This is a genomic window from Methylocella sp. (genome assembly GCA_037200525.1).
Classification (GTDB): Bacteria; Pseudomonadota; Alphaproteobacteria; order Rhizobiales; family Beijerinckiaceae; genus Methylocapsa.
The window spans coordinates 2983320-3006169 of the sequence record JBBCGG010000001.1 but is presented as its reverse complement, the minus strand read 5'-3'; the positions used below and the strand labels follow the sequence as shown (position 1 = coordinate 3006169).

Annotated in this window: 20 protein-coding genes, 1 tRNA gene and 2 pseudogenes; 11 read left to right on the top strand and 12 right to left on the bottom strand. The window is 58.1% G+C overall.

Features of this window, described 5'->3' with window-relative positions; genetic code table 11:
- Positions 1-277: 277 nt before the first annotated feature.
- Complete coding sequence (locus tag WDN46_14735; GenBank protein ID MEJ0094632.1) at positions 278-925, bottom strand: alpha/beta hydrolase; 648 nt, start codon at positions 923-925, stop codon at positions 278-280.
- Positions 926-1401: 476 nt separating this feature from the next.
- Here WDN46_14735 and WDN46_14730 point away from each other — a divergent pair, with 476 nt between their 5' ends.
- The 3 genes from WDN46_14730 (at position 1402) to WDN46_14720 (ending at position 2354) form a co-directional block, all read left to right on the top strand.
- Positions 1402-1599 (top strand): hypothetical protein, encoded by a 198-nt coding sequence (locus WDN46_14730; GenBank protein MEJ0094631.1) that lies wholly within the window; start codon positions 1402-1404, stop codon positions 1597-1599.
- Positions 1599-1907 (top strand): hypothetical protein, encoded by a 309-nt coding sequence (locus WDN46_14725; protein MEJ0094630.1) that lies wholly within the window; start codon positions 1599-1601, stop codon positions 1905-1907. Before WDN46_14730 ends, WDN46_14725 begins: the two co-directional genes overlap by 1 nt.
- A gap of 192 nt (positions 1908-2099) precedes the next feature.
- A complete protein-coding gene (locus tag WDN46_14720; protein MEJ0094629.1) occupies positions 2100-2354 on the top strand; it encodes a hypothetical protein in 255 nt (84 codons plus the stop codon).
- Between the two features lie 55 nt (positions 2355-2409).
- Here the strand turns inward: WDN46_14720 and WDN46_14715 are convergent, their stop codons facing one another.
- From WDN46_14715 to WDN46_14700, 4 genes are all read right to left on the bottom strand, one after another.
- Positions 2410-2862 (bottom strand): hypothetical protein, encoded by a 453-nt coding sequence (locus tag WDN46_14715; protein MEJ0094628.1) that lies wholly within the window; start codon positions 2860-2862, stop codon positions 2410-2412.
- On the bottom strand, positions 2859-3152 hold the full coding sequence (locus tag WDN46_14710; GenBank protein MEJ0094627.1) for a hypothetical protein: 294 nt from the start codon (positions 3150-3152) through the stop codon (positions 2859-2861). Before WDN46_14710 ends, WDN46_14715 begins: the two co-directional genes overlap by 4 nt.
- Positions 3153-3247: 95 nt before the next feature.
- Positions 3248-6307: a phage tail tip lysozyme gene (locus tag WDN46_14705; GenBank protein MEJ0094626.1), complete on the bottom strand. Its 3060-nt coding sequence runs from the start codon at positions 6305-6307 to the stop codon at positions 3248-3250.
- A 98-nt stretch (positions 6308-6405) separates the two neighbouring features.
- On the bottom strand, positions 6406-6747 hold the full coding sequence (locus WDN46_14700) for a helix-turn-helix transcriptional regulator (GenBank protein MEJ0094625.1): 342 nt from the start codon (positions 6745-6747) through the stop codon (positions 6406-6408).
- A gap of 238 nt (positions 6748-6985) precedes the next feature.
- On the opposite strand from WDN46_14700, the pseudogene WDN46_14695 reads away from it, so the two are divergent.
- From WDN46_14695 to WDN46_14685, 3 genes and pseudogenes are all read left to right on the top strand, one after another.
- A pseudogene (locus WDN46_14695) lies at positions 6986-7156 on the top strand (transposase).
- A complete protein-coding gene (locus WDN46_14690) occupies positions 7123-7752 on the top strand; it encodes an IS5 family transposase (GenBank protein ID MEJ0094624.1) in 630 nt (209 codons plus the stop codon). The pseudogene WDN46_14695 and the gene WDN46_14690 overlap by 34 nt, the downstream one beginning before the upstream one ends.
- Positions 7753-7921: 169 nt before the next feature.
- Positions 7922-8323, top strand: coding sequence for a hypothetical protein (locus WDN46_14685; GenBank protein ID MEJ0094623.1), 402 nt, complete (start codon positions 7922-7924; stop codon positions 8321-8323).
- 28 nt (positions 8324-8351) lie between these two features.
- Here the strand turns inward: WDN46_14685 and WDN46_14680 are convergent, their stop codons facing one another.
- On the bottom strand, positions 8352-8657 hold the full coding sequence (locus WDN46_14680) for a hypothetical protein (protein MEJ0094622.1): 306 nt from the start codon (positions 8655-8657) through the stop codon (positions 8352-8354).
- Positions 8658-8882: 225 nt separating this feature from the next.
- Positions 8883-8972, bottom strand: a tRNA-Ser gene (locus tag WDN46_14675).
- A gap of 208 nt (positions 8973-9180) precedes the next feature.
- Here WDN46_14675 and WDN46_14670 point away from each other — a divergent pair.
- Both WDN46_14670 and WDN46_14665 read left to right on the top strand, forming a co-directional pair.
- Positions 9181-11490, top strand: coding sequence for a Tex family protein (locus tag WDN46_14670; protein ID MEJ0094621.1), 2310 nt, complete (start codon positions 9181-9183; stop codon positions 11488-11490).
- A gap of 179 nt (positions 11491-11669) precedes the next feature.
- Positions 11670-12497, top strand: coding sequence for a class I SAM-dependent methyltransferase (locus WDN46_14665; protein MEJ0094620.1), 828 nt, complete (start codon positions 11670-11672; stop codon positions 12495-12497).
- A 44-nt stretch (positions 12498-12541) separates the two neighbouring features.
- Here the strand turns inward: WDN46_14665 and WDN46_14660 are convergent, their stop codons facing one another.
- Positions 12542-13327, bottom strand: a complete 786-nt coding sequence (locus tag WDN46_14660) for a pentapeptide repeat-containing protein (GenBank protein ID MEJ0094619.1) — start codon at positions 13325-13327, stop codon at positions 12542-12544.
- 217 nt (positions 13328-13544) lie between these two features.
- Between WDN46_14660 and WDN46_14655 the strand changes: the two genes are divergently transcribed.
- Positions 13545-15074 carry an aspartate ammonia-lyase gene (locus WDN46_14655; protein ID MEJ0094618.1) on the top strand — a complete coding sequence of 510 codons (1530 nt, stop codon included), beginning with the start codon at positions 13545-13547 and terminating at the stop codon, positions 15072-15074.
- A 372-nt stretch (positions 15075-15446) separates the two neighbouring features.
- A complete protein-coding gene (locus tag WDN46_14650) occupies positions 15447-16136 on the top strand; it encodes a CDP-diacylglycerol diphosphatase (GenBank protein ID MEJ0094617.1) in 690 nt (229 codons plus the stop codon).
- Positions 16137-16171: 35 nt separating this feature from the next.
- Here the strand turns inward: WDN46_14650 and WDN46_14645 are convergent, their stop codons facing one another.
- The 3 genes and pseudogenes from WDN46_14645 to WDN46_14635 form a co-directional block, all read right to left on the bottom strand.
- Positions 16172-17158, bottom strand: a complete 987-nt coding sequence (locus WDN46_14645) for an aldo/keto reductase (GenBank protein MEJ0094616.1) — start codon at positions 17156-17158, stop codon at positions 16172-16174.
- A 197-nt stretch (positions 17159-17355) separates the two neighbouring features.
- Complete coding sequence (locus WDN46_14640; GenBank protein ID MEJ0094615.1) at positions 17356-17991, bottom strand: putative colanic acid biosynthesis acetyltransferase; 636 nt, start codon at positions 17989-17991, stop codon at positions 17356-17358.
- A gap of 36 nt (positions 17992-18027) precedes the next feature.
- Positions 18028-19161: pseudogene (locus WDN46_14635) on the bottom strand (glycosyltransferase).
- Positions 19162-19817: 656 nt separating this feature from the next.
- Here WDN46_14635 and WDN46_14630 point away from each other — a divergent pair.
- The gene (locus WDN46_14630) at positions 19818-21314 is read left to right on the top strand and encodes a hypothetical protein (GenBank protein ID MEJ0094614.1); all 1497 of its coding nucleotides are present in this window, start codon (positions 19818-19820) and stop codon (positions 21312-21314) included.
- Positions 21315-21600: 286 nt separating this feature from the next.
- Here WDN46_14630 and WDN46_14625 read toward each other — a convergent pair whose 3' ends face one another.
- Complete coding sequence (locus WDN46_14625; GenBank protein MEJ0094613.1) at positions 21601-22338, bottom strand: GH25 family lysozyme; 738 nt, start codon at positions 22336-22338, stop codon at positions 21601-21603.
- Between the last annotated feature and the right edge of the window lie 512 nt (positions 22339-22850).

Below are 22850 nucleotides of genomic sequence, written 5' to 3'. Positions count from 1 at the left end.
GGGGGGTGCACAGCCGAACGACAAAGGTGTCAGTTAGGCGATTCGCGAACTCGGAATATCGAAAGGAGAGGCTGACCGCGCTCCGAAGATCGCCGCTCTATCGGATCAAGCGAAAGACGCTGCCCGCGAGGCCGGCCTCGACGACAACCAATCCGTTCTGCTGAAGGTGGCGCGCGCCGAGCCGGCGCGGCAAGTCCAGGTAGTTGGGGATATCGGCGACAAGTTGCCCGGAGAGGTCAGCCTACAGTCGCAGCTGTCGACATCCCGCTGCGATCGCTTACTCATTGACCAAAGCCGCCATCGTCTCTTCGAAAGCCGTCAGCATCGGATAATGGCTCGTATCGATCGTAATGACTCGCATAGCTGGGTCGGATTCCATCTCTGCAAGGCGGGTGGTCATGGGCGACTCGCCATACCCTGTGCAGACCACGTAAGAGACTGGAATATCCGGGCGGACCTTTAGGGCCGTCACCGGTTGATAAACGGTGCGCCAGGGTTGCGCGGTGAACCTCGGTTCAAGGTACGCTTCAATCGCCGGATCGTTCACGCCGAACACTGACAATGGAAATGGCGGCAACGGCAGGTTCTTGTCCTTATAGGTGTCAAAGAACGCCCTTTGATCTGGCGTGAGATAATCGACGAGCGCTCGTCCGTCCTCTGGCATGAAGGCGTCGAGATAGATCAGCTCTTTGATGCGCTCGGGGATGCGCGCGAGAACCCCGGTGACCACCATGCCGCCGTAGCTCCAGCCAACCAAAGTGATGTCTCGCAAACCCTCCATTTCGATGTGCGCGACAACGTCCTGGATATGGGTCTCCAGATCAGCGGTGTCATTGCCGGTATGCCCCGCTCGCCAAGGCCTGTCAGGGTCGGCGCGGTCGCCGTGTGGCCGAGCGCCCGCAGGCGAACGAGCACGTCTCGCCAGGCAAAGCCGCCCAGAAAACCGCTGTGGACAAGGACGAAAGTGCGGTGTGCAGCGTTACTCATAAAAACCTCTATCGGAAATTGTCGGTTAAAGCAGCTGAGCAACGTCAACTTGATTGGGATTGAACAGCCCGCGCAGTTAGATCCGGGTCCATCGTGCAGACAAGTACGAAAAACGTACTTACCAATGGGTTTGGGGCATAATTTCAGCGCGAAACAAATATGTCGGACACGCCTTTATCCCGCTACCTCCCTTGCTGCCGCATTCGATGATGGCTGCTTTGACTTCGCGGCTTAAATATGCTAGCGATAGCTGGTCGCTACGTTATGACGGCGGATTCTGATGACCGACGACATCGCGAATTGGCAAGCTGAAGAGACGCACAGGCTGATGACTTCGAAAGGCTATGTTCGCGTGGACCCGGCTGCGAAAAGGAGACGACCGTGACAGAGCAACCGATGTCCGACGCCGCTCGAATGAGTGAGCTGGTCAACCGCCGAACCGCGCAGCATGCCCGAACGGACGGCGACCAGTTCGATCCCCAGGCGCGCGTTGATGCGGAATTGAAGAAGATCCCCAAGCCACCCCTCTGGGACACACAGTCGTCGGCGGTTCGCCTCACGTGGCTGAGAGGCCAGTCGCGCGAGATCAAGGCTCGGTTGGGAATTAAGTGATGACGGAGCCTCGGCGGTGCCAGCGGATCGTTTCGCGGAAAACCTATCTCGCCGTGCGGGGACTGGATGACGAATGCCGGCCTTTGCCCGATGATGACGACGTCGTCGCCGACGAGGCCGAAAGCGGCGCGCTGGCGTGGAAACCGGGCGAACCGACCGCCAAAATTAAGCGGCCGATTTTCGACACGGATCTCAGCTTCAAGGGCGTGGCGGCTACAAATCAACCGCCGCCCAATCCATACGAGCCGCGTCCGCCGCGCGACCGAATGTTCCGGCGCCGGTTGACCGGCAGGCGGATTGAACCATGACTGACCAGCTCCCGCCGGATGCTAAGATCGAATGTTTTTACAAGGATGCAGCGGGGCGTCTGCCTGGTCGCATGGATGCACCAGAGCGACTATCGCGAAGCCAAGCGCATCGAACCAAATCGCTGGTCGCGGTCACCCTGGCTTGGTCTGCTCCAAATATGCCTCTACGCCCCTCATGGCGAACGCCTGGCAATGGCGATTCAGAAAGAGCCTGGCGGTCCCTACATCATCCAGGCGGGTCCCTATGCCGGCAAGCGCGTTGACCCTCGGTCCGGCGCCGCCATCGGCGTGGCTGTCGCCCTAGCGGTGGCAGGACGCGGACCAGAGCAATCGCCCGAACATCCGGCGCTGCTGCCAAGCGAATGGCAGAGCCTCGTCTCGACGGATGGCCCGCAAATTAACTGGCGTGAGAGGCCTCCATCGGCGCGGCTATCTCAGCGCGCTTGATCTTGTCCGCCGCATTCCGCCTGGCCAACCTGCGGCGATACATATCAAAAGCTTCTCACTCTCGCGGTCCCATTCGCATGCGGCGAGCCTCGATCTCATCATCCAGCTTCTTTGCCTTGGCTTCAGACCTGGCAGCAACCTCTACCGCCCTCTTTGCTTTGCGCTCCTCGGGAGTCATCCGAAGGGTCTCCCATACCTTACGGCGGCGGGTGACGTCGCAGGGCGCAGTATCGGTGATGGCGCGCAGCGTTGCAGGGTATGGCGGGCATTTCACGACCTGAAATTTTAGGCCAAGCGCCGGTAGCAGTGAATCAAGAGAAAGAGGACCCAAGCCTTTCATACCGGCCTCGATCTTCGACAGGTACCCCGGCTGCAAACCTGCGATTTCCTCAATTTCCAAAGTGACCAAGCCAAGCTCTTTGCGACGATCTCTAATCGTGCAAACGATGCCCCTGTACGAATCGACAATATCCGCTCCATCGTCCACATCTGGCGTGAGATCGTTCATTGATCGGGTCTCCTTGTCCTGATCACAAATCCGGGCGTAATCGGTTTTGGGCGTGGGGCGACTCCGTCCAAAGAGAGGGGAATGATATCATCGAAGGTCGGCCGCGGGCGGTTGCGCTGCCAATCGTCAACGGCGTTGTTGAATGCTACGATGAATGCCGGGCTCTTTTTCAGCGCGCGAGCGGCGTGACGCGTATATCCGACAAAGCGCGCGGCATCATAGATGGTGTAAGCCGTTCCACTTGGATCAGACGGCGATCCATTGATCATCAGGTCGATCATCCGCAGCATTCAGCGATTGATCTTGATGTGATCGTCGGCGACCATCTTCCGAATCTCGGCTTCGCGATCCGGCAATTTCCAGTAATCGGTCAGGTGGTCGGGCATTAAAGGCCCCTATTATTCGAGGGCGCGCCAAACCCGCCGCCGGCCTTGCTCGCAAGACTCATCGGAGGCTGCTCGACAGCATTGGAAGTATCGTCACCGAGATATTGCCCAACGCTCGGACGGTTCATGGCTGATCGAAGATCTAGTACAAATGCGCCGCCGTCCGCATTCTGAAGATATTGTCGCGCCTTGTCGTCGCCAGAGAAGACGCGATAGGTTCCCTCACCTCTCGACTCCAGCCGCCAGTTCGAGCTGTTGCCGCTGATCGAAGGCTTCAGCGCCCTGGCTGGGAAGGTCGAACCATCTGCAGTATGAACTCCTTTGAAATCATCGTCGGTCAGGCCAATAATCGCTGCCTGGAGCTGTCCAGCATTTGCGCCATAGGTCGGCGCGATCACGTTCGAACCGCGATAGCTGACCACCCCTCCCGTCACGGCGTCGACGGAGGACTTCCAACGGTCTGAATTGAATACCTGGCTCGTGTCGCCTGCCTTGGCTGATTGCGCGGCATAATAGGCCTCTGCCGCGTTCTGCACCGCGCCGCGGATCGCCGGCGACGGGAAATCATTCGCTGGAAACGTCCGCATGGTATTCGTTTGAATGTCGGCCGCTTTCGGCGCGAGGCGCGGTTCGGTTTGGAGCAGAGCAGCGCCTTGGACGATATCCGTCGCCGCCGCCGCCGGCGCGTAGCGATTGACCGATCCGGCGACTGTGAAGATCTGCCCAGCCTTTCCGGTCTGGCCGATCGCCGCCAGCGTTGCCTTTTGCTGGGCTTCCGGCAAGTTGGAGATCGTGCCCATGAGGCCCATGCGCTGATCAAGCGGACCATTTTCGACCACGTTCTTGACCCGATCTATCTCATTCGGGAAGACGGCCGAGAGCGACGCGCCAGGCTGGCGCGCCGCGATCGCCGAGACGACTTGCGACCGTGCGGCGATACCCGAAGCGATCGAATCCGGCTGGCTGAAATCGAGCGGCGCGGGCGACTGACGGACCCAGCCCTTCGCCACCGCTGTGCCGCCAGGATCATCTCTTAAGGCCCTTTGACCCTGCACGAAAAGCTCCTGCGCGTGCTGCGCGACAAGTCCCTGATAGTTGGAACCTCCCTGCGCCTGCGCCTTGACCTGATCCATGTAGCTTTGACCGGCGGACGGGGCCATTGCGAGCGCGGCATTGGCCTGCGATTGCCCCTCGATGGTCGACATGATGTTTTGTCGCTGCTCGGAGAATTGCGCCTTTCCCTCTGTGAGCTGAACATAATTTGCGACGACCGTGGGTGACGGCGTGATCCCGTTCTGAAGCGAACGCTCGATGGAAGATCCCAGCGCGGTCGCCATCGTGGTCTGATTGCCCTGGTCGGCCGCCGTCTTTTGAACCCATGTCGATAGCAGGAATGGGTTGGCCTGCATCTGCTCACGGGTGAAAGGAGTGCCGTTGACGCTCGCTGATGAGACGTTTCCGCCGGCAAGCCTCGTGGCTTGATCGAGCCGGTTCTGCCAGCCGTTCACATTCGCAGCGACGCCCGTTTCGGCGCCGGCCGGAATTTCATATTTTAGGGCAACCGCGGCCGCTGCGCCCGCCACGTCGTTTGTCGCGCGCAATGCAGCGGCGGCGCCGGCGTGCGTCGTTTCGAGTTCATGTTGAACAAAGGCGAGCTGCGTCGCGTAATCGTTCATCGGCTTGCCCTGCGCCGCCGCAAACGCCTTGAGAGCCTGCGCGCGATCGGCATTCCATTGGCCGATTCCGATCGAGTTCGATCCGTCCGATCCATCGCCGGGATTGACGGCGTTCGGATCGAGCCGGCCGCCGCTTTCATGTACGAGGTTGCCGACGATCCCCGCCGCCTGCGCTGGCGTCCAGCCCTTCGACTGGAAATATTGCATCGCCTGGGCTTCGTTTCCCAGCGCTCCCGCTATGGGGCCGCCGACGCCTTGGGCCGCGGCGCTCTGCAATGGCGAGAGGTTATTCGTGGCGGCGTGGATCCCGGCGATCGCCTTGAGCGATTGGATCTGAGCGACGGCGTCGGCGACGTGATATTGCTGCGCTTGAGCGAGCGCCGAGTCGTAAACCGCAGGATCAAAGTGATTTCCGGACTGCACTGCGTTGGTCAGCGCCGTGACGCTGCGCCTGACGCCTTCCGCGCCGATCGCGTCCTGGCCCTGGAGAAACTGCAGCCGAGACTCGCCCTGCGCCACGAGCTGGTTGCGCTGCGCATCAGTGACGCCCTGGATATGATCGACAGAGTCGTGAAGCTGCTTTTGAGCTGCAAGCAGGCCCTGGGAATCATAAGCATAATCCATGTGCCCGACGATTGCCTCGCCGGTCAGCTGGATATTTAAATCGGAGCGCAGCCCGTCGACGACGGCCTTGGGCATTTGGAACAGCGGGTTCGCCTGAAGCGAATCGAAGTAGGAGTGAAGCTGTCCCGACTTCTGCACAAATTCCGGGGTATCGGTCCCGCCCTGGCGCGCGAGCTGACCGAGGTCGTTTTGCAGAGATTGGATTTGCGCCTGAATGCTCGACTTCGCATCCGACGTGTCCAATGCAGCCTTGGTGTTGACCAGGCTGTCATAGTGCTGCGTCGCCATCTGCTCGGCGTTCGCAACGAGGGTATTGGCGATCTGATCGTCGCCATATTGCGCGCGCAGATGATCGATATATCCATTCGCTGCGGTCTTGAAGGCAACCGGATCGCCGGCGTGCTGGACCCGCAGATCATTCATATCTTGGGTGGTCTGATTCTGCCCGTTTGCAATCGCGCCAGCGACGACGACGTGCTCATATTCGTCGCCGGCGCGTCCGAGGATGAAACTCGTTTCCGGGGTCTGGATTTGGATCTGTCCGTTTGCGTCACGACTGACTGATCTGGCGGCCTTCGCGACTGCTTGCTCGCCTGCCTGCTGGGCCAGCGGAACGGCGTCATCTTCCAGGCCTTGCCCGAATTGCTCAGCGCCTTGCGCGACGAAGTCGGCAGAGCGGGTCACGTCGCCGCCGGACACGCGCGAGGTCGGATCTTCTGCAGTGATCATGCCTTGCTGGGGAATGTTTACGAGAGCCATTGGGCTTTTGCTCCGGTCGCTTCATGAGTCGTTCGAACGTAAACTCATGCTCGGCCGGGCAGCCAAATCGGGCAACGCACCGGGTGCGTAAACTGGATTTAGCGCCGCTTTAGCGGGTCACGAACGCGGCTGACGCCATCGACCTGGACAAGAGGCGCGTTCTTTCCGACCGCCGGCTCAGGGTGCGCAGCCTCATCCTCGGGAGCCACTTCAGCGATCTGCTCGCGCGCCTTGGCAGGCCGTACCTTCACACCATTTCTGATGAACTCGACGCCGGCGCCCTCGAACGCGGCTTGGATCTTTTCAACGCTACTGATGCGGGCATCTTCGCCAGTCTCGAAACGGTTGACCGTATTGGCTCCGACGCCTGCCGCTCGAGCAAGATCGATCGTTGTCCAATTTAGAGCGGCGCGGGCCATGCGGCATTGATTTGGCTTCATGTGGTGAATTTAACACCAAATACCATTGACATCAAAGCGGATATGATATTACCATTAATAGTGTTAAAATCACCATTTGGAGATATCTCAATGCCGAATAACGCCATTCCGGCGGCCGAGGAGCTTGGACAAAAATAGATGATCTGAGCGCAGATCTGTCTCGCGTCGAGAGTCTAGGCTCAGGACCTATTAAATTTGCCTGAGATGTGATTCCTGGTCTCCGCATGGGGAGGCTGGGATGAGTGATTTGTTTTTGTTGGGCGAGCGGCAGATGGCGCGGCTTGCGCCGCATTTTCCTCTGTCGCATGGCGTTCCGCGGGTTGACGACCGTCGGGTGGTCAGCGGAATCGTCTATGTGATCCGCAACGGCCTGCAATGGAAAGATGCGCCCAAGGATTACGGGCCGCACAAGACGCTTTACAATCGCTTCATCCGCTGGAGCCGGCTCGGCGTCTTCGACCGCATATTCGCCGCGCTCGCTGGCGAAGGTCCAAAGCCCGAGCGCATCATGATCGACGCCACGCATCTGAAGGCGCATCGCACAGCGGCGAGCCTGCTCAAAAAGGGGCTCTTCCCCGCCGTATCGGGCGCACGAAAGGCGGACTGAACTCGAAGCTCCACGTCGTTTGCGACGGCGCCGGCAAGCCCCTCGTCATGTTGCTCTCGGAGGGCCAGATGAGCGACCACAAGGGCGCGCGGCTGATGCTCAAGGCTTTACCGCCTGCTTCAATGTTGATCGCCGACAGGGGCTACGACAGCAACTGGTTCCGCGCCGCGCTGAAGGCCAGGGGCGTCGAGCCCTGCATCCCGCCAACCAGAAGCCGCAAGCTTTCCATTGCCTATGACAAGACGCTCTACCGCCAGCGTCACAAAATCGAGAACATGTTCGCCAAGCTCAAGGACTGGCCGCGCATCGCAACCGCTATGATCGATGCGCCCATACCTTCTTCTCCGCCATCTGCATCGCCGCCGCCGTCCTCTTCTATCTCAATCAATGAGTCCTGAGCCTAGGCCAGGCAGCCGTCATCATTTGTGATGACGACCCCGCAAAAAAGATCAAGTGCGTCAGTGAGGTTCTATCGTGCGTGTCCGATCAATTGAGAGCCGCACGGGTGGAGCTCGCCAGGGTTCTCGAGCTGGTCGGATCGGCCAAATGCGCTGGGGAGGCATGAGCATGGCTGACAATCCATCTCGCCTCATGACGATTGGCTATGTTCCAGCCGCCGGACTCGGGATTGGCGGCATAGCTGCGACTATAACTTCGCCGGTGGCGGCCGCCGGAGACGCAGAGTTGCTCGCGATTGAGGCTCGGTACGAAGGGGCACGGGCATTGGTCATCGAAGCTGGAGAGACTGGGGATTATCCCGATGATTTTGTCTTCATCGACAGCGATGTCGCGGAAGAAATGGTCGATCTTCAGGCGAAGACGGCGGCAGGTCTCAAAGTTAAGGCCAGAGCCATTTTTCATGAAAGAGGTTATCCAGACGAGTATCTGAATGATATGAAAAATCTTGAACGCGAGGATGTAGCGGAACGATTGATCATCTCACTGATCGAAGACATCCTAAAGCTCTAAACACGCTGAGAATGCGCCGGCTATCGCTTCACTCAGGCAGCTTTCTCGGCCTGCCCGGCTTCCTGCGGACGTTCCATAGTTCGGGCCTTTCTGGCCCGTCTTGCATCGGCCTGGGACCGTCGAGGTTCCAGTGCTTATCGAAGAACTTCTTGACGGCATATTTGTATCTTCTGCCGATAACGAAATCCATTTTCGGCATGCCCTTGCGCTCGTAGTAAAGCGAGAATTGCTTCCAATCCTTCGCATATTTCCGGCCAAGGATCGCGATGGCGAGCTCTTCCTCGGTCGGGAACAGAGGCAGCGACTCGAAGGGAAGGTATTTCGGTTCCGTCATATTTGCCCAATCCCAGTTGCTCGCGGAAGGCCCGCAAGCCTGCCGCCAGGACGGCAAATTATCATCGAAGTCGGCCGGTCGCTGCTGCGACTTTGCGCGCCTCGCCGTCTTCAATCGTCCATGGTTGGCCGTGGCGAGCTAAATTTACGATTGGGGCCTATGTTGGGGCCACTTTCGCGCGCCAAGCAGAATATCTAAATAAAACAATAGGTTGTGATGGTATTCTGGCGGAGGGAGCGGGATTCGAACCCGCGATACGGTTTCCCGCATACACACTTTCCAGGCGTGCGCCTTCAACCACTCGGCCACCCCTCCGCATTTTCGCTCGAGGCGGACGTTGTCCCCTGTTTGCTCGTGCGGCCGGGCTCTTTGAGATCCCGGCGACGCGGCGCCACGCGAATCGGCGCACTATAGTGCGCAGCGAGCCGAGCGCAACCCGTAACTGGACATGCCGCCCACAGGTTGGAATCCATTTCGGCCTGACCTATTGTCGCGGCCCCGAATCGATGAGGACCTGACCCGAATGGCCGCTGAAATCGACCGCATTCTCAAAACCATCGCTGCTGAGGTCGCAGCCCGGCCTGAACAGGTGAAGGTCGCCGTCGATTTGTTGGACGAGGGGGCGAGCGTGCCCTTCATCGCTCGATATCGCAAGGAAGCCACCGGCGGTCTTGACGACACCCAGCTCCGGCGGCTCGAAGAACGCCTCGCCTATCTGCGCGAATTGGAGGCGCGGCGTCTCGCCATCCTCGACTCGATCGGCAGCCAAGGTAAATCGACCGACGCGCTCACGGAAAAGATCGCGCAGGCGACGACCAAAGCCGAACTCGAGGATATTTACCTACCCTTTCGGCCAAAACGCCGCACTCGCGCCCAAATCGCCCGCGAGCGCGGTCTTGCTCCTCTGGCCGACCAAATCATCGCCGATCGCCATATTGTTCCTGCCGAACTGGCGCAGAGTTTTCTTTCCGCCGACGTACCCGACGTCAAAACCGCCCTCGAAGGCGCGCGCGACATTTTGACCGAGGCTTTCGCCGAGAACGCCGATCTCGTCGGAGCGCTGCGCGCCCATCTCAAATCCCATGCGGTTCTTCGCGCGCGGGTGGTTGAAGGGAAAGAGGAAGCGGGCGCTAAATTTTCGGATTATTTCGATCATAGCGAACGCTGGGCTACTGCGCCAAGCCATCGCGCGCTCGCCATGCTGCGCGGCCGCAACGAGGAGGTCCTGTCGCTCGATCTCGAAGTCGATGTAGCCGATGCATCCCCGGTGAAGCCGGTCGAACAGATCATCGCGCGGCATAATGCGATCGCCTCGCAGGGCGCCCCCGCCGATGCGTGGCTTCTTGACGTCGTGCGCTTCGCCTGGCGCGTAAAGCTCTCGCTGCATTTGACGCTGGATCTGATGACCGAATTGCGCGAGCGCGCCGAGGCCGAGGCGATACAGGTTTTTGCACGCAATTTGAAAGACCTGTTGCTGGCCGCGCCAGCCGGAGCGCGTCCGACCATGGGGCTCGATCCTGGCATCAGGACCGGCGTCAAAGTCGCCATCGTCGACGCTACCGGCAAGCTGCTGGACACTTCGACGATTTATCCGTTTCAGCCGCGCAATGATGTTTTGGGCGCGAGCGCGGAGTTGACGCGGCTGATAAAAAAACACGGCGTCGAATTGATCGCGATCGGCAATGGAACGGCGAGCCGCGAGACCGATCGATTGGCGGGCGAGGTAATCGCGGCCCTGCCCGGCGCAAAGCCCATCAAGGTCGTCGTCAGCGAGGCCGGGGCCTCGGTGTATTCGGCTTCTGCGCGCGCGGCGGCCGAGATGCCCGATCTCGATGTGTCGCTGCGCGGCGCGGTTTCCATTGCGCGGCGTCTGCAGGACCCCCTCGCCGAGTTGGTGAAGATCGATCCGAAGGCGATCGGCGTCGGGCAATATCAGCATGACGTCAACCAGACCCAGCTTGCGCGCTCGCTCGACGCCGTTGTCGAGGATGCGGTGAACGCGGTCGGCGTCGATCTCAATACCGCTTCCGCCTCGCTGCTGTCCCGTGTGTCTGGTCTCAGCGCCTCGCTCGCTGATGCGATCATCCTTCACCGGGATCAGAAAGGCGCTTTCAAGTCGCGTCGCGACATTCTTTCCGTCGCGCGGCTGGGTCCGCGCGCCTTCGAGCTTTGCGCAGGGTTCTTGCGAATTCCGAACGGAACGGAGCCGCTCGACGCCTCCTCGGTTCATCCCGAGGCCTATGGGCTCGCGCGCAAAATCATCGCCGCGTGCGGACGCGACGTGCGTTCGCTGATGGGCGATGCGACAACTTTGAAATCGCTTAATCCCACGCAATTTGTCGATGAGCGTTTCGGTCTGCCGACAGTGCGCGATATCTTGCTCGAACTCGAGAAGCCGGGTCGCGATCCGCGTCCGGAATTCAAGACCGCGACCTTTGCGGAGGGCATCGACGATCTAAACTCGCTGAAGCCCGGCATGGTATTGGAAGGCACTGTCACCAATGTCGCGAATTTTGGCGCTTTCGTCGATATTGGCGTGCATCAGGATGGGCTCGTCCACGTATCGCAACTCGCCGACCGGTTCGTCAAAGACCCGGCGGAGGTCGTCAAGGCCGGCGATGTGGTGAAAGTGCGCGTCGTCGAAGTGGATTTGAAGCGCAAGCGCATTGCGCTCTCGATGCGCAAGGAAGACGCGCCGTCGTCTGGCGCGTCGATAAAGCGGCCCGCCGCGCGAGACGAAGTTGCAAGGCCTCAACCCAAATCACAGCCACGGGAAAAATCCGCGCAGGGGGCGCTTGGAGCCGCTTTGAGCGAGGCGCTGCGGCGGAAGTAATTCCGACATTGATGATTGCGCTCTAATAGAGGCCCCCTCCCCGCTCTCTCCTTGGCTGCCTCGGCGGCTGCGACGTCAACTTGCTAAAAGGGATGCGCCAATTTCATCTTACCGCTTTCAGCTCCAAATGCTTTTGCCTTCAGCCTCGCGCGTCTGCCTACAGTCTGGGGAACCTTTTGATGAACCAATTGAAAACGCAGGCAAGAAATATTGCGTACAGGCTCCTGCTCAACCCGAGCGTCAGAAAGTTCGTAGAGAAACTGCCCTTTTTTCGGGACATCCAAGGGGGCATGCAACGCACCCATCCGTTTGACAAAATCTATGGCGTCGATACGAGCGGCACATTCCCGCCCGATCTGATTCAAACCAGCGGCGTGTCGACAGGCTTTATCAATTGCTATCTCGCCACGACGCCAAGCATCACTCGACGCGCTCTCGCCAGCCTGCCTGATATCGAAGCTTATACGTTCGTCGATATCGGATGCGGCAAGGGCCGCGCCTTGATCGTGGCGTCGGAATTTCCGTTCACCGACATCATTGGTCTCGAGCTATCGCCGGAGCTCGCGAAAATTGCGCAATCCAACATTGACAAGATCCAACGCCAGTTTCCTGACCGTCCGCTCATCCGCGTCATCGAGGGAAATGCGCTGGAGCACATGGTCCTTAGCGGCAAGGTCGTCTTTAACATCTTCCATTCTTTTGGACCGGAACTCATGACCGAGTTAATTCACAAGATCGAATCGGCTCTCGGATCGACGTTGGAGCATGTCTTCTTCATCTACCAAAACCCGGTCTGGGGAAACGTTTTAGACGCGTCGCCAGCTATGAAGCGCTGGTTCGCAGATACGATGCTTTTTGAAGACGCGGAGCTTGGCTTTGGCGACGGCACGCGCGATGGCGTAACGATCTGGCAGAGCGTTCGCGGCGCGCGCGCCGGCGCTTGTCCCGGCGCGGACCGCGAAATTGTCATCGTCGAAGAGCGATACGTGGCGCGAATTGCGCCTTAGACTCTGAATGAAAAGTAGGCGGTAGCCATATCCGCTTTGGGCACTCACTCTTTGAGGATGCGCGCCACGTTCTTGGCCTCAGCGAAAGCCTGTTCCTGCGCCGCGTCGATGCGGGCCGAAGCAACGTCGGCGTCGTTGAGATTTGTATGATCGAGGATTGCGCCGCGAAAATCGGCGCCGCTGGCGTCGGCGCCGGCGAGCGAAGCATGCGTTAAATTCGCGCCGGCCAATTTGGCGAACTGCAGATCGACTTGCCCGAGGTTAGCGTTTTCGAAATCTGCGCCAGACAGATCTGCGGATTTCAATATCCCCCGCATCAAACCCATCGACTGGTTCTTCGAGTCGGCGGAGAGATCGGCTGCGTTGAGCTTGGCTTTGCGCAGGCTCGCGCGGGACAAGTCGGCGGTGATGCGCGAGCCGGACAGATCCGCGCCATCATACTTCGCGCCTTGCATCTGGCTTGCGAAAAGATTCGCGCGCTTCAGACTCGCGCCGGAAAAATTCGCCCCGACGCCCCAGACTTGATCGAGCACAGCGCCATCGAGTTTCGCCCCTGAGAGATTTGTCTTGTTCATGCGCGCGGCGCGGAAATTGGCTTTGGTCAGATCAAGACCGGAAAGGTCGAGGCCGTTCAGGCTTTTGCCGGCAAGGTCGACCCCGCGGCCATCGCTCGCCTTGATCGTTGCTTCAACATCCGTGCGCGTCATTTCGGCGGTGGTGAACATCGGACCGGAAAGGTCGACATTGCCCATCATATCCTGCGCCAACGCGCCCGACGCGAGCGTGACAGTAAAAACTGCAAGAATAATGCGTCGGTTGCGAAACGGCATCAAAAGCGCTCCGATTGGTTGCCGCGATTGCTGAACCTTTATCTATCACAATCTTGCAGCAAATCTCCGATTTCGCGGTTTTTCGAACCGATATTTGCGGAAAATGGGCGCGCGGCGAGCATTCGTAACGAGCGATTAGCAAAAAAGCGCCTACATGTTGCAATAAGCTCAAATTGTCCAAAAGGCCGACAAGCTCAAACTCAACGGATTTTGGCCCATGACTAAAGCCAATGCCCAAAAAATCGTCGCCGCTTCATCGGAGCCTCCCCCGATAAAGCTTGCGCTGGCGACTACCCGCTCCATCGACCTCGCCAGTGCGATGACCAGACGAGAGCACGATCTTCTTGGCGAAGCTGATATTCCCGCCGATGTCTATTGGGGCGTTCATACTTTGCGGTCGGTGGAGAATTTCCCTATCACTGGCGTTCCGATCGGACATTTCCCGGAGCTTGTGCGCGCTTTGGCGCTCGTCAAACAGGCGGCGGCGCGGGCCAATCGGCGCCTCGGGCATTTGTCCGTCGCGAAGGCGGAGGCCATCGATCGCGCCTGCGACCTCATCGCCAAGGACAGGCGTTTTCTCGATCAATTCGTCGTCGACGCTGTGCAGGGCGGCGCCGGCACTTCGACGAATATGAACGCGAACGAGGTTGTCGCCAATCTCGCGCTGGAGCTTATGGGCAAGTCACGGGGCGAGTATGCAGCGCTGCACCCGATCGACGACGTCAACATGGCTCAGTCCACTAATGACGCTTACCCTACGGCATTACGCCTCGCCATGATCTTCGGCGCGAAGTCGCTGGCGCAGGCGCTGCAGGATCTCGCCTTTGCATTCAAGGCGAAGGCGGTCGAATTCGGCGATGTGCTCAAAATTGGCCGCACGCAACTTCAGGATGCGGTGCCGATGACGCTCGGCCAGGAGTTTGACGCGTTCCATGTGACGATCAAAGAGGATGTCGACCGGCTGCAGGAGGCAGCCAGCCTGTTCCGGGAAGTCAATCTCGGGGCCACAGCAATCGGCACCGGCATCAACACCGATCCGCGCTATGCATCGCTCGCCGTCGCCGAACTCGCGCGCTTATCGGATGAACGCATGGTGCTTGCCGAAAATCTGATTGAGGCGACATCGGACATGGGAGCCTTCGTTTTGTTTTCGGGCGTCCTCAAGCGCATCGCGGTGAAGCTTTCGAAAATCTGCAATGATCTGCGCCTGCTTTCCTCCGGTCCGCGCGCCGGCTTCGGGGAAATTCGCCTCCCGGCGGTCCAGGCCGGTTCGTCGATCATGCCAGGCAAGATCAATCCGGTGATCCCCGAAGCGGTCAGTCAGGTCGCCTATCTTGTCATCGGCCATGATCTGACCGTGACGATGTGCGCCGAGGGCGGACAACTCCAGCTCAATGCGTTCGAACCAACGATCGGCTACTGCATCCTTACGTCGTTGCGCATGCTGACCGCCGCGATCGACACCCTGACGCAGCGCTGCGTCACCGGAATTGAAGCGAATCGCGAGCGCTGCCGCGAGCTTGTCGAAAACAGCATTGGTCTCGTTACGGTTCTGGGGCCAATACTTGGCTATGAGACCTGCTCGCATGTCGCGCGCCGTGCGCTCGACGAAGGGCGCAAGGTTGCCGACGTCATCCTTGAAGAAGGCTTGATGACCGCCGCCGAATTGCACGACTTGCTGGGCATTGAGGACATGACGCGCCCGACGCGTTTGACCTCGCCGGTTCTCGCCAAGCTAAGGCGCTAGCGCACCCCCGCCAAGCATAGGCTTGACGAACGCATCGGCGCTCTTTCGCCATGTGCAATTTCACACACCGCCGCAATGCCGAAAAATGCCTATGTCACGGACTCCAATTTGCTATGCTATAGATAGCATTGTCCGGGGACGGCGTAGCTTGCGGCCCTGAGCCAAATTACTGGGACGTTGCCGATATTGCTGCACAAGATCAAGAACGTCGCTTTTGCGCCCGCCGGCTTCATCCGAGGGGCGCATGCTGGTTTTCCCCTCGCAAAGATGCCTCTGACCTTCACCCGACAAAAACCCAAATCAAAGAAACGCCGCCAGCTGAAGATCGCAGCGTCTGCCTGCGCTGTCGCTGTATTGGCCTTGGGCGCAGCCGTGGCGGCTGCGGATCGCGACGCCTTATGGATGGTCGTGCACGGGCTGTGCGTCGTCGACGAGATGCGGGCCCACATCCCGGCCCCCTGCTCCGAAGTGAATCTGGCGAGCGGCGAAGACACCGGTTGGGCGATTCTGAAGGATATCTTCGGCAAAACGCAATTTCTGCTGATCCCGACCCGCCGCCTTGCGGGCATTGAGAGCCCGCTGGTCGGAACCTCGGAGCTGCCAAACTACTGGCGCGCGGCGTGGTCCGCCCGCCGCATGGTTTCCGAGCGCGCCAACAAGGAGCTGCCGCGCGACGCGATCGGCATGGCGATCAACGCCGCGAACGCGCGCACCCAGGACCAACTCCACATTCATGTCGACTGCATCCGTCCTGATGTGCGCGAAGCGCTGTGGACCCAAGCGTCGAAGATCACCGCGCAATGGGCCTACCTCGATCTCGGCGGCCACACTTATCGCGCGCGACGCATCGACGGCGCGGAACCCGAACCCGATCCTTTCGCCTTGCTCGCAGAGGACGCGCGCGCGTTGCGGCACCCGATGGGCGAGGAGACGCTGGCGGTAATCGGCGCAAAACTCGAGGACGGAAAGGAGGGGTTTATCCTCCTGTCCGACCGCTCGCCCAGAGCCGGACACGCCCACGCCGAAAGCCTGCTTGATCACGCGTGCGCGCTGGCCGGATAGAAATTTCGCTCCGGCCAATTAAGAGAGACGCCAAGTTACACATAACGCGCAAGTTTGTTGGCGGGAGATGTCAGCATCGTCTTATTGACAAACTCCACGACGTCAGTGCGTGGCGCTCGCGACGCCCTCGCGCAGTTCGCGTCGATGTGCGCCTGATGGGACATCGAAGCGACGACAACGCCCGCCGGATTGTTTCCGAACGCATAATCGAGAAGTATTTCGCTCGCCATAAAAGGCGGCCCATACGCCAGTTGAGAGGCAAGGGCTCCGAGACGACCGCCGTCTCCAACCAAAAGATGAGACAAGCGCTCATGCGCTCCTGCGCCAAAGGCGTTTTGCGTGACGAAAAAAAATGAAGGATCGCCAGACAGTTTGGAGCGCACCTCGTCGATGGTTTGATGAAATGGATTGTCGCGGCACTGGACGATTCGAAACAGCCCGGAAGCGACGCCGGCTGCGACCGCATCGGGCTCCCCGACGATGGACAGACAACGAACATAGCCCTTCTCGACAACGCGCCGCAGCGCCGCCAGGATCGTCGAATCGGCAAAATCCTCTGCGCGCGGTTCCTGCAAGGCCAACACATCAACATAATCGGTGCGCAGGCGGCGCAGGCTCTCGGCAAGCGACGATTCAATCAAGTCGCCCCGCAACGGCTCTCTTATCCTATTCGATTTCGAGCCAGCGTCGACGGTGGTCCATAATTCCGGAAAGGCCCTTAAGGCGCCGCGCTTGATAACGGTCATGAAGCGCATCAAAGGCGAAAGCATTGGTCGGGCGATGCCAACTTTTGTGCAGATCGCCACCCGATCCCGGCGCCCGACCAGGAACTTTCCTAATATGGTTTCCGCCTCGCCGCCGCCATCTGGCGGAGCCACGTCATACCAGCTTACGCCGCGCTCGAATGCGTAATCGAGGGCGCGACGCCCTTGCGCCTCAGAGATGCGCGAACCCAGCGACGCGCAGCCAAAACCCAAAGCGGAAACGTCTCGACCGAGGCCTGAACAGACGACGGTTCTCATACGCCTCTCTTCCTTCCATCAGGTTGGAAATCCGGTCTCAGAACCCCCGATAATATGATTCCCAAAACGCGCCAGTCAAAACGCCCTGGCCAAAAGCGGCGAGCTTTCCAGACAAGATCATGCGTTCTAATAGGCGAGGGAGCAATATTGATTTGCGCTAAAATATTCACGCTCTCGCGCGAGGCGCATCCGCAAACTTAAACGTCGCTAGAGCCTTGAGCGCCGGCGTCGGCAAAGCGGACGCGCCGCGGTCTAAGTTTGCGGGCGGGGTTGCCGCCGTAAATGGTCCATGGCTCGAGATCGCGGAACGCACATCCACGCGCGCCCAATACCGCGCCCTCCCCGACCGTAACGCCAGGACCGACAAAAGCTTCGGCGGCAACCCATGCGCGCTTGCCGATCGTGATCGGCCGCGCCGTGGTCTGAAAATGAACGTCTTCCACATCGTGTCCGGCGGAGCACAGATTGGCCCCCTGGGATACGATCGCATAATCTTGGAGCGTGATTTTTTCGACCGAATAGACGGTCACATTTGGGGCGACTTTGGCGAATGGTCCGAGCTCGAGATTCGGCGGGTACCAGATTTTCGCGCTGCCATAGACAACCGCCGTAGGCGCGATCTTTGCGCCAAAAAGCCTCAGCAACGCCCGCCGCCAAGGGTGCAGCGGCGGTGGCGTCCAAGACGCCAGAAGAAGCCATGCAACGGTCCAGACGGCTCGAAAAGCGCGGTGCGCGAGCGAATAAGTCGGACCTCCTTCAAGCGGACGCGTTTTTTCCGCGTCAAGAAATTTGGCGTCGAGCTTCTTGCTATCGCCGCCGCTAGGACGCCGCATTGCTTCAATCAACTGCGGCGTCATCGACGCTATGTCGAATTTCTTGATAAAGCCCTCGCGCGCGCGCTGACCCATTTCCCGCCTCTCCTTGGCGGAGAGATCAATGAAGCGCTCAAGCAGACGCCTCACCCCATCCAAATCATCGTTCTCGACAAAGCCGGCGCGGCATTCCTCGACCTCTCGCCATGTCGCAACCTTCCGCGTCGTCAAAACCGGCGTCGAACACGCCATGGACTCGGCGACGACGATGCCGAAGTTTTCCTGATGCGAGGGAAGAACGAAACCTTCGGCGGCGCGAAACGCGCCCCACTTCAGATCTCCTTTCAACATTCCCGGCCAATGAATGCGATCCGCCACGCCAAGATCACTGGCCATATTTTGCAGTTGCTTGACCGAACCGACGGAATCGGGGCCAGCTATGACGAGATCCAAAGTCGGATCTTTTGCGGCGACGCTAGCAAACGCATTCACCAGCAAATCACAGCCCTTTTTCGGATGAATGCGGCTCAGAAACAATATGAATCTGCGCTCTGCAATCTCGGGAAATGCGGTGCGAAATGCCTTGATCTGAGCTTCTGGATCGCCGCTTGGATCTATTATCCCATAAGGCACAACTCTCTCGTTGGCCCGGTACGGCCAAAACGATTTACGCGCGAGAACGCGCTCCTCTTCCGACACAAACATCACCGCCGAGGCGTTATTAACCAATCGCCCCTCGCTGAACCACCAAAGAAGCTGCTTGAAGACAGCCTTGATTGGAAACGCCTTGTTGAAATACGGATCGAGCATGCCGTGGGTGTAGACGAAATAGCGCGCGTCGGTCTTGGACAGCGCGCGCCAAGCGGCCAGGGAAGTAAAATTCCATAAACCGTTGATGACGATTGCATCATATCGCTTGGCGTTCTCTTTGAGCCAAGGAATGAAATTTGGGCTATAACCGTAGCGTAGCCACGGAACTTTCCGGCGCCAGGCGAGGTATCTCGGGTTGCTGTCGCCTTGAGGGTACACCGGCAAAGGACACGTTCTAACCCAAGGATCGCTCGGAATATCGAGAGACAAAATTTCGCGATCGCAACCATTTTCGAGGAGCGCCGCCGCTGAAGCGAATATTCCTTCGATTGGTCCGCCGTATTCGGGATTGACGGTCGCTATGACGTGCAAAATGATCATTGGCAATCACGATTCGCTGGTTTCGCTCGAACGAGGCTGACGCGCGCCAATGCGGGCCACCTCTGCGATAGCATATAACAGACAAGAGTTATCTATATTTCTGTATGCCAACTCAGCAATTAAGGCAATGCAAAGTAATGCCAGTTTCTGCAAAATAATTGGATCGATATTTAATTTTCGTGCAGTAGTAGCGCAGGCGACAATGTTTGCGATGAACCAGCTTATAAACAAGATTGCGTCTCACCGCGCGCACCCACACCAGAATTATTTATTCCAAGAAGCCCGGCTCCAGCCTTATCTCTGACGAAGATCGCGGCCGCTCGTCTGACAACGATTGAGCGTTGCGCCTTTCGATTGGACGGGCGGGATCATCGCGCATCGGCCTCAAGGGATCTTCACGTTGATTTGGCGAAGATTTTGGCGGCCATATCGCGAAGACCTTGGATCGCCGCCGGCAGCAATTCTCGATTCACCCCGCAGACGCTCTTACTCCATCATGATATATTAAGCAGTGCAGTTGCAAATATTGTGACTGCCGCATCGCGTAGAGATATCAGACGCCGTCCTCAGCGCAGAAAGCTCTGCGCGGGCTTGAGGCCGAAGTTGCGAATCTAACATCGGATCAGACTGGTCCTGGCGAATCAAAGGGTGACGAAGTGGCCATCGCAATCGGCGTGATTGATATAAAGGCGACGCGAGTTCCGATTGTCTTTCCGCTGGCTGCGGTAAGCACGTTGGGGATCGCGCAACTGTTCCTGGGCGCAAACCCGCTTATTGTTTTTATGTGCGTGGCCGCAATTACAGTCACGTTTATCCCATTACACATATTTGGCCGCGATCTTTATTCTATTTTCGCGCTTGTGTTTAGCACTCGTTATCTGGGTGTGGCGCTTTTAGCAAAGACGTTTCATGGGCAAACCCTGGAAAGCAACTTGTTCGACCCGTATCCGACTTATGCGTTAACTTTGCTTCTTATGATTATCGAAACTTCCGTCATATTGTTAGCGCGTAAATTGGATCCCGGAACGACGTTGTTTCCCTTTCCGACGGATTTGCAGAGTTTACGGAAACTTGCGCCGATCGCCTATAGCATTGGTTTCGTGGGCGTGGTGATTGCCGGCCGTCTAAAACCCGCAGAAGGCGTCGCCAGCGCAGGAATAGTTTTCAATTTGGCTTCTACGCTTTCGACTTTGTGTGCGCTGGGCTTCATTGCGGAAGCTTCATACAGTATCGAAAAATCTAATGGACGAAGCTTATTTACTCCTTTGCTTATTTTTATGTTTTTGTTCATTCTTCTTGCTGTGATTGCCCTCAATGAAAGAGGTTTTCTTCTGAACTGCCTTATTGGAATTGGAGTCGTAGCTTTTATATATAGAGCGCTGCATTTTCGCTACATTGTTGTTGGCATTCTATTTGCCGCGTTTTTTTCGTCATTCTTATCCCCCCTGATTTTGTATCTCAGATCGCAGAGAACGATGGAGATCACGCAATTCATAGAATTGGGTCAGGAGACCGCGATAAAGATGATCGTCGACCCAAATTTCCGTAAAGTCGTTAACGACACCGTACAATATCGCTCGCTCGATGACCTCAATGAGGTCCCCCCTTACGACTATTACGGCAACCGCTCGAATGTATTGAATAGACTATCTTTCATTGGCCTTCTCGACGCTGTCTACAACGCTACGAAGTCGCACAATCTCTTTGGCTCAGAGGCCTTGGAAAGGTCCATTAACATGAACAGGCCAAGTTTCCTTGGCCCTAAACTTGGGGTTGGCATGGGCGACTGGATGTCCTGGCAGCTCGGCATGGGGGCGCCAGGAGTCATTTCATTCCTTAATTTTGGTCTCCCGATGGAAGGTCTGGCAACTTGGGGGGTGATCGGCTTTATTACTTATCCCTTCATATTCATGTTGCCCGTACTCTTGATCTTTGGGCGCATTTCGAGCTTTCGGCTCGCCACTCCGGTCAGCGTTCTAATGTTTATCGCCTTGCAGCACAGCATTTTCGAGGACACATCGGACGGCTTTATCGGAACCGTGCTAAGGGATGCGCCGATTTTGCTTTTGTTGCTATTCAGCTTGTACTCGATCTTCTTTCGTCGCTCGTCGAGCGCGGCGTCAAATCCCATTCCCTCATCCGCACAACGTTGAGCGCTCGGCCCTGCAGGCCTGAGCCTCGGCCTCATTGCGCCCACCGAGCGCCGACGAAACACCGGTTGCTAAAACCGCGCTGTTTGCAAAAGGCGAAGCTCAGCCTATATTCGAGCGATCTTCAACGATTCGAAAGGAGGTGATCCAGTGTCTCATTGTCTCACGTTGCGGGCCCTGACCTGGACTCATGCCTTTGAGGTTTCCGCCTCCTTGGACGATCGAGGATCGTGGACCGCGATCTGACAATGGAAGGGTTGCCTCAACGGGCATCCCTTCTTTTTTATGCTTAAGCCCGAGCGGCCATCTTCAGCCAGGCCTGCCAATCAGCGACTGTGCCGTTGAACGCATTGCGATCGACATAGCCGCGGATGCCTGCGACATGGCCTTCCGCCGTGTGTTGCCAGAACCGCCAACGCCGCGCGCCATATTTCAGCGCCGGGTGGCATTTCACGCTGCGAACCCAGATCGTATAATCGTTGAACTCACCCTGCATCACGTCACGGTGGAAATCGATTGAAGTATAGATGACCGGCTTCTTGCCATAGGCTTCCTCCATCGCGGCGAGGATGATTTTCATCTGCTCGATGGCTACCTCGCGCGGCAGGCGTTTGGGACAGGTTTTCGATTGCCCGTTCCATTCGACATCGAGAACAGGCGGCAAAGCGTCCGGATCGTTCGGCACATTAGCCTTGAACCATGCCGCCTGCTCTTCCGCGGGGCGGCACCAATAGGCAAAATGATAGGCCCCGCGCGGTATGCCTGCAGCCTTCGCCCCCTCCCAATTTTGCGCGAATTTCTCGTCCAGACGATCTCCGCCCTCGGTGGCTTTAATCCAGGCGAACTGAACGCCTGAAGCGCGAACGCTATTCCAATCTATATCGCCCTGATATTTCGAAACGTCGATGCCATGAATTTCGTAATCGGAAGGCCGCGGCAAAGATTCATCATCGAGACCGCCGCCAGTGCAGCCGGCGACGACAAGCATGAGCGCGAGCGTTAAAAGGGAAATTGAAAATTGCCGCATGTGCGTCAGCCGAAATGTGATCCGATGAAATTTACGCAAAAGTTAGTAAGACCGCGTTAACAAGTCGAAAAAACGGCGCCCCCAAAGCGATTTGATATTTCACGCTCGCAAAAGGTAAATTTACCGGGGCAAAAATGAGCATCTGCTATTTTTCTGGCGCGAGCCTGATCCTGCGTGCGGCGGCCATCAGGCTGGCGCTTCCTCCAAAGCGTAAAGGCTCTTCGAAGCGCACTTTGCCCGCTCATCAGGTCGCAAGGCCGCGCTTTCGGACGGACCTGAGAATTACCTTCGGATTGTCGTCCCGCGGCCTTGATCGATCGTCCAAATTCTGCCTATTGGCGGCGGTTGATTGTTGACTTGCATCGCGGGCGACAAACAGCGGCGCGACTTCTTCAATGGGAGATTTCACAGGTTCCCGCGCCTAACTCACTTCAGGATCCTCGCGGTCCGGCCTAGCAGCCGTCAACCACTTGTCATTCGCCTCGACAACAGTCACAAGAACGGAACGAATA

What these genes read in the sequence shown, in the direction of transcription:
- WDN46_14730 (MEJ0094631.1), top strand. Translation starts at nt 1,402, where the DNA reads ATGAGTGAGCTGGTCAACCGCCGAACCGCGCAGCATGCCCGAACGGAC.
- WDN46_14725 (MEJ0094630.1), top strand. Translation starts at nt 1,599, where the DNA reads ATGACGGAGCCTCGGCGGTGCCAGCGGATCGTTTCGCGGAAAACCTAT.
- WDN46_14720 (MEJ0094629.1), top strand. Translation starts at nt 2,100, where the DNA reads ATGGCGATTCAGAAAGAGCCTGGCGGTCCCTACATCATCCAGGCGGGT.
- WDN46_14715 (MEJ0094628.1), bottom strand. Translation starts at nt 2,862, where the DNA reads ATGAACGATCTCACGCCAGATGTGGACGATGGAGCGGATATTGTCGAT.
- WDN46_14710 (MEJ0094627.1), bottom strand. Translation starts at nt 3,152, where the DNA reads ATGCTGCGGATGATCGACCTGATGATCAATGGATCGCCGTCTGATCCA.
- WDN46_14705 (MEJ0094626.1), bottom strand. Translation starts at nt 6,307, where the DNA reads ATGGCTCTCGTAAACATTCCCCAGCAAGGCATGATCACTGCAGAAGAT.
- WDN46_14700 (MEJ0094625.1), bottom strand. Translation starts at nt 6,747, where the DNA reads ATGAAGCCAAATCAATGCCGCATGGCCCGCGCCGCTCTAAATTGGACA.
- WDN46_14690 (MEJ0094624.1), top strand. Translation starts at nt 7,123, where the DNA reads ATGGAAAGATGCGCCCAAGGATTACGGGCCGCACAAGACGCTTTACAA.
- WDN46_14685 (MEJ0094623.1), top strand. Translation starts at nt 7,922, where the DNA reads ATGGCTGACAATCCATCTCGCCTCATGACGATTGGCTATGTTCCAGCC.
- WDN46_14680 (MEJ0094622.1), bottom strand. Translation starts at nt 8,657, where the DNA reads ATGACGGAACCGAAATACCTTCCCTTCGAGTCGCTGCCTCTGTTCCCG.
- WDN46_14670 (MEJ0094621.1), top strand. Translation starts at nt 9,181, where the DNA reads ATGGCCGCTGAAATCGACCGCATTCTCAAAACCATCGCTGCTGAGGTC.
- WDN46_14665 (MEJ0094620.1), top strand. Translation starts at nt 11,670, where the DNA reads ATGAACCAATTGAAAACGCAGGCAAGAAATATTGCGTACAGGCTCCTG.
- WDN46_14660 (MEJ0094619.1), bottom strand. Translation starts at nt 13,327, where the DNA reads ATGCCGTTTCGCAACCGACGCATTATTCTTGCAGTTTTTACTGTCACG.
- WDN46_14655 (MEJ0094618.1), top strand. Translation starts at nt 13,545, where the DNA reads ATGACTAAAGCCAATGCCCAAAAAATCGTCGCCGCTTCATCGGAGCCT.
- WDN46_14645 (MEJ0094616.1), bottom strand. Translation starts at nt 17,158, where the DNA reads ATGAGAACCGTCGTCTGTTCAGGCCTCGGTCGAGACGTTTCCGCTTTG.
- WDN46_14640 (MEJ0094615.1), bottom strand. Translation starts at nt 17,991, where the DNA reads ATGCGGCGTCCTAGCGGCGGCGATAGCAAGAAGCTCGACGCCAAATTT.
- WDN46_14625 (MEJ0094613.1), bottom strand. Translation starts at nt 22,338, where the DNA reads ATGCGGCAATTTTCAATTTCCCTTTTAACGCTCGCGCTCATGCTTGTC.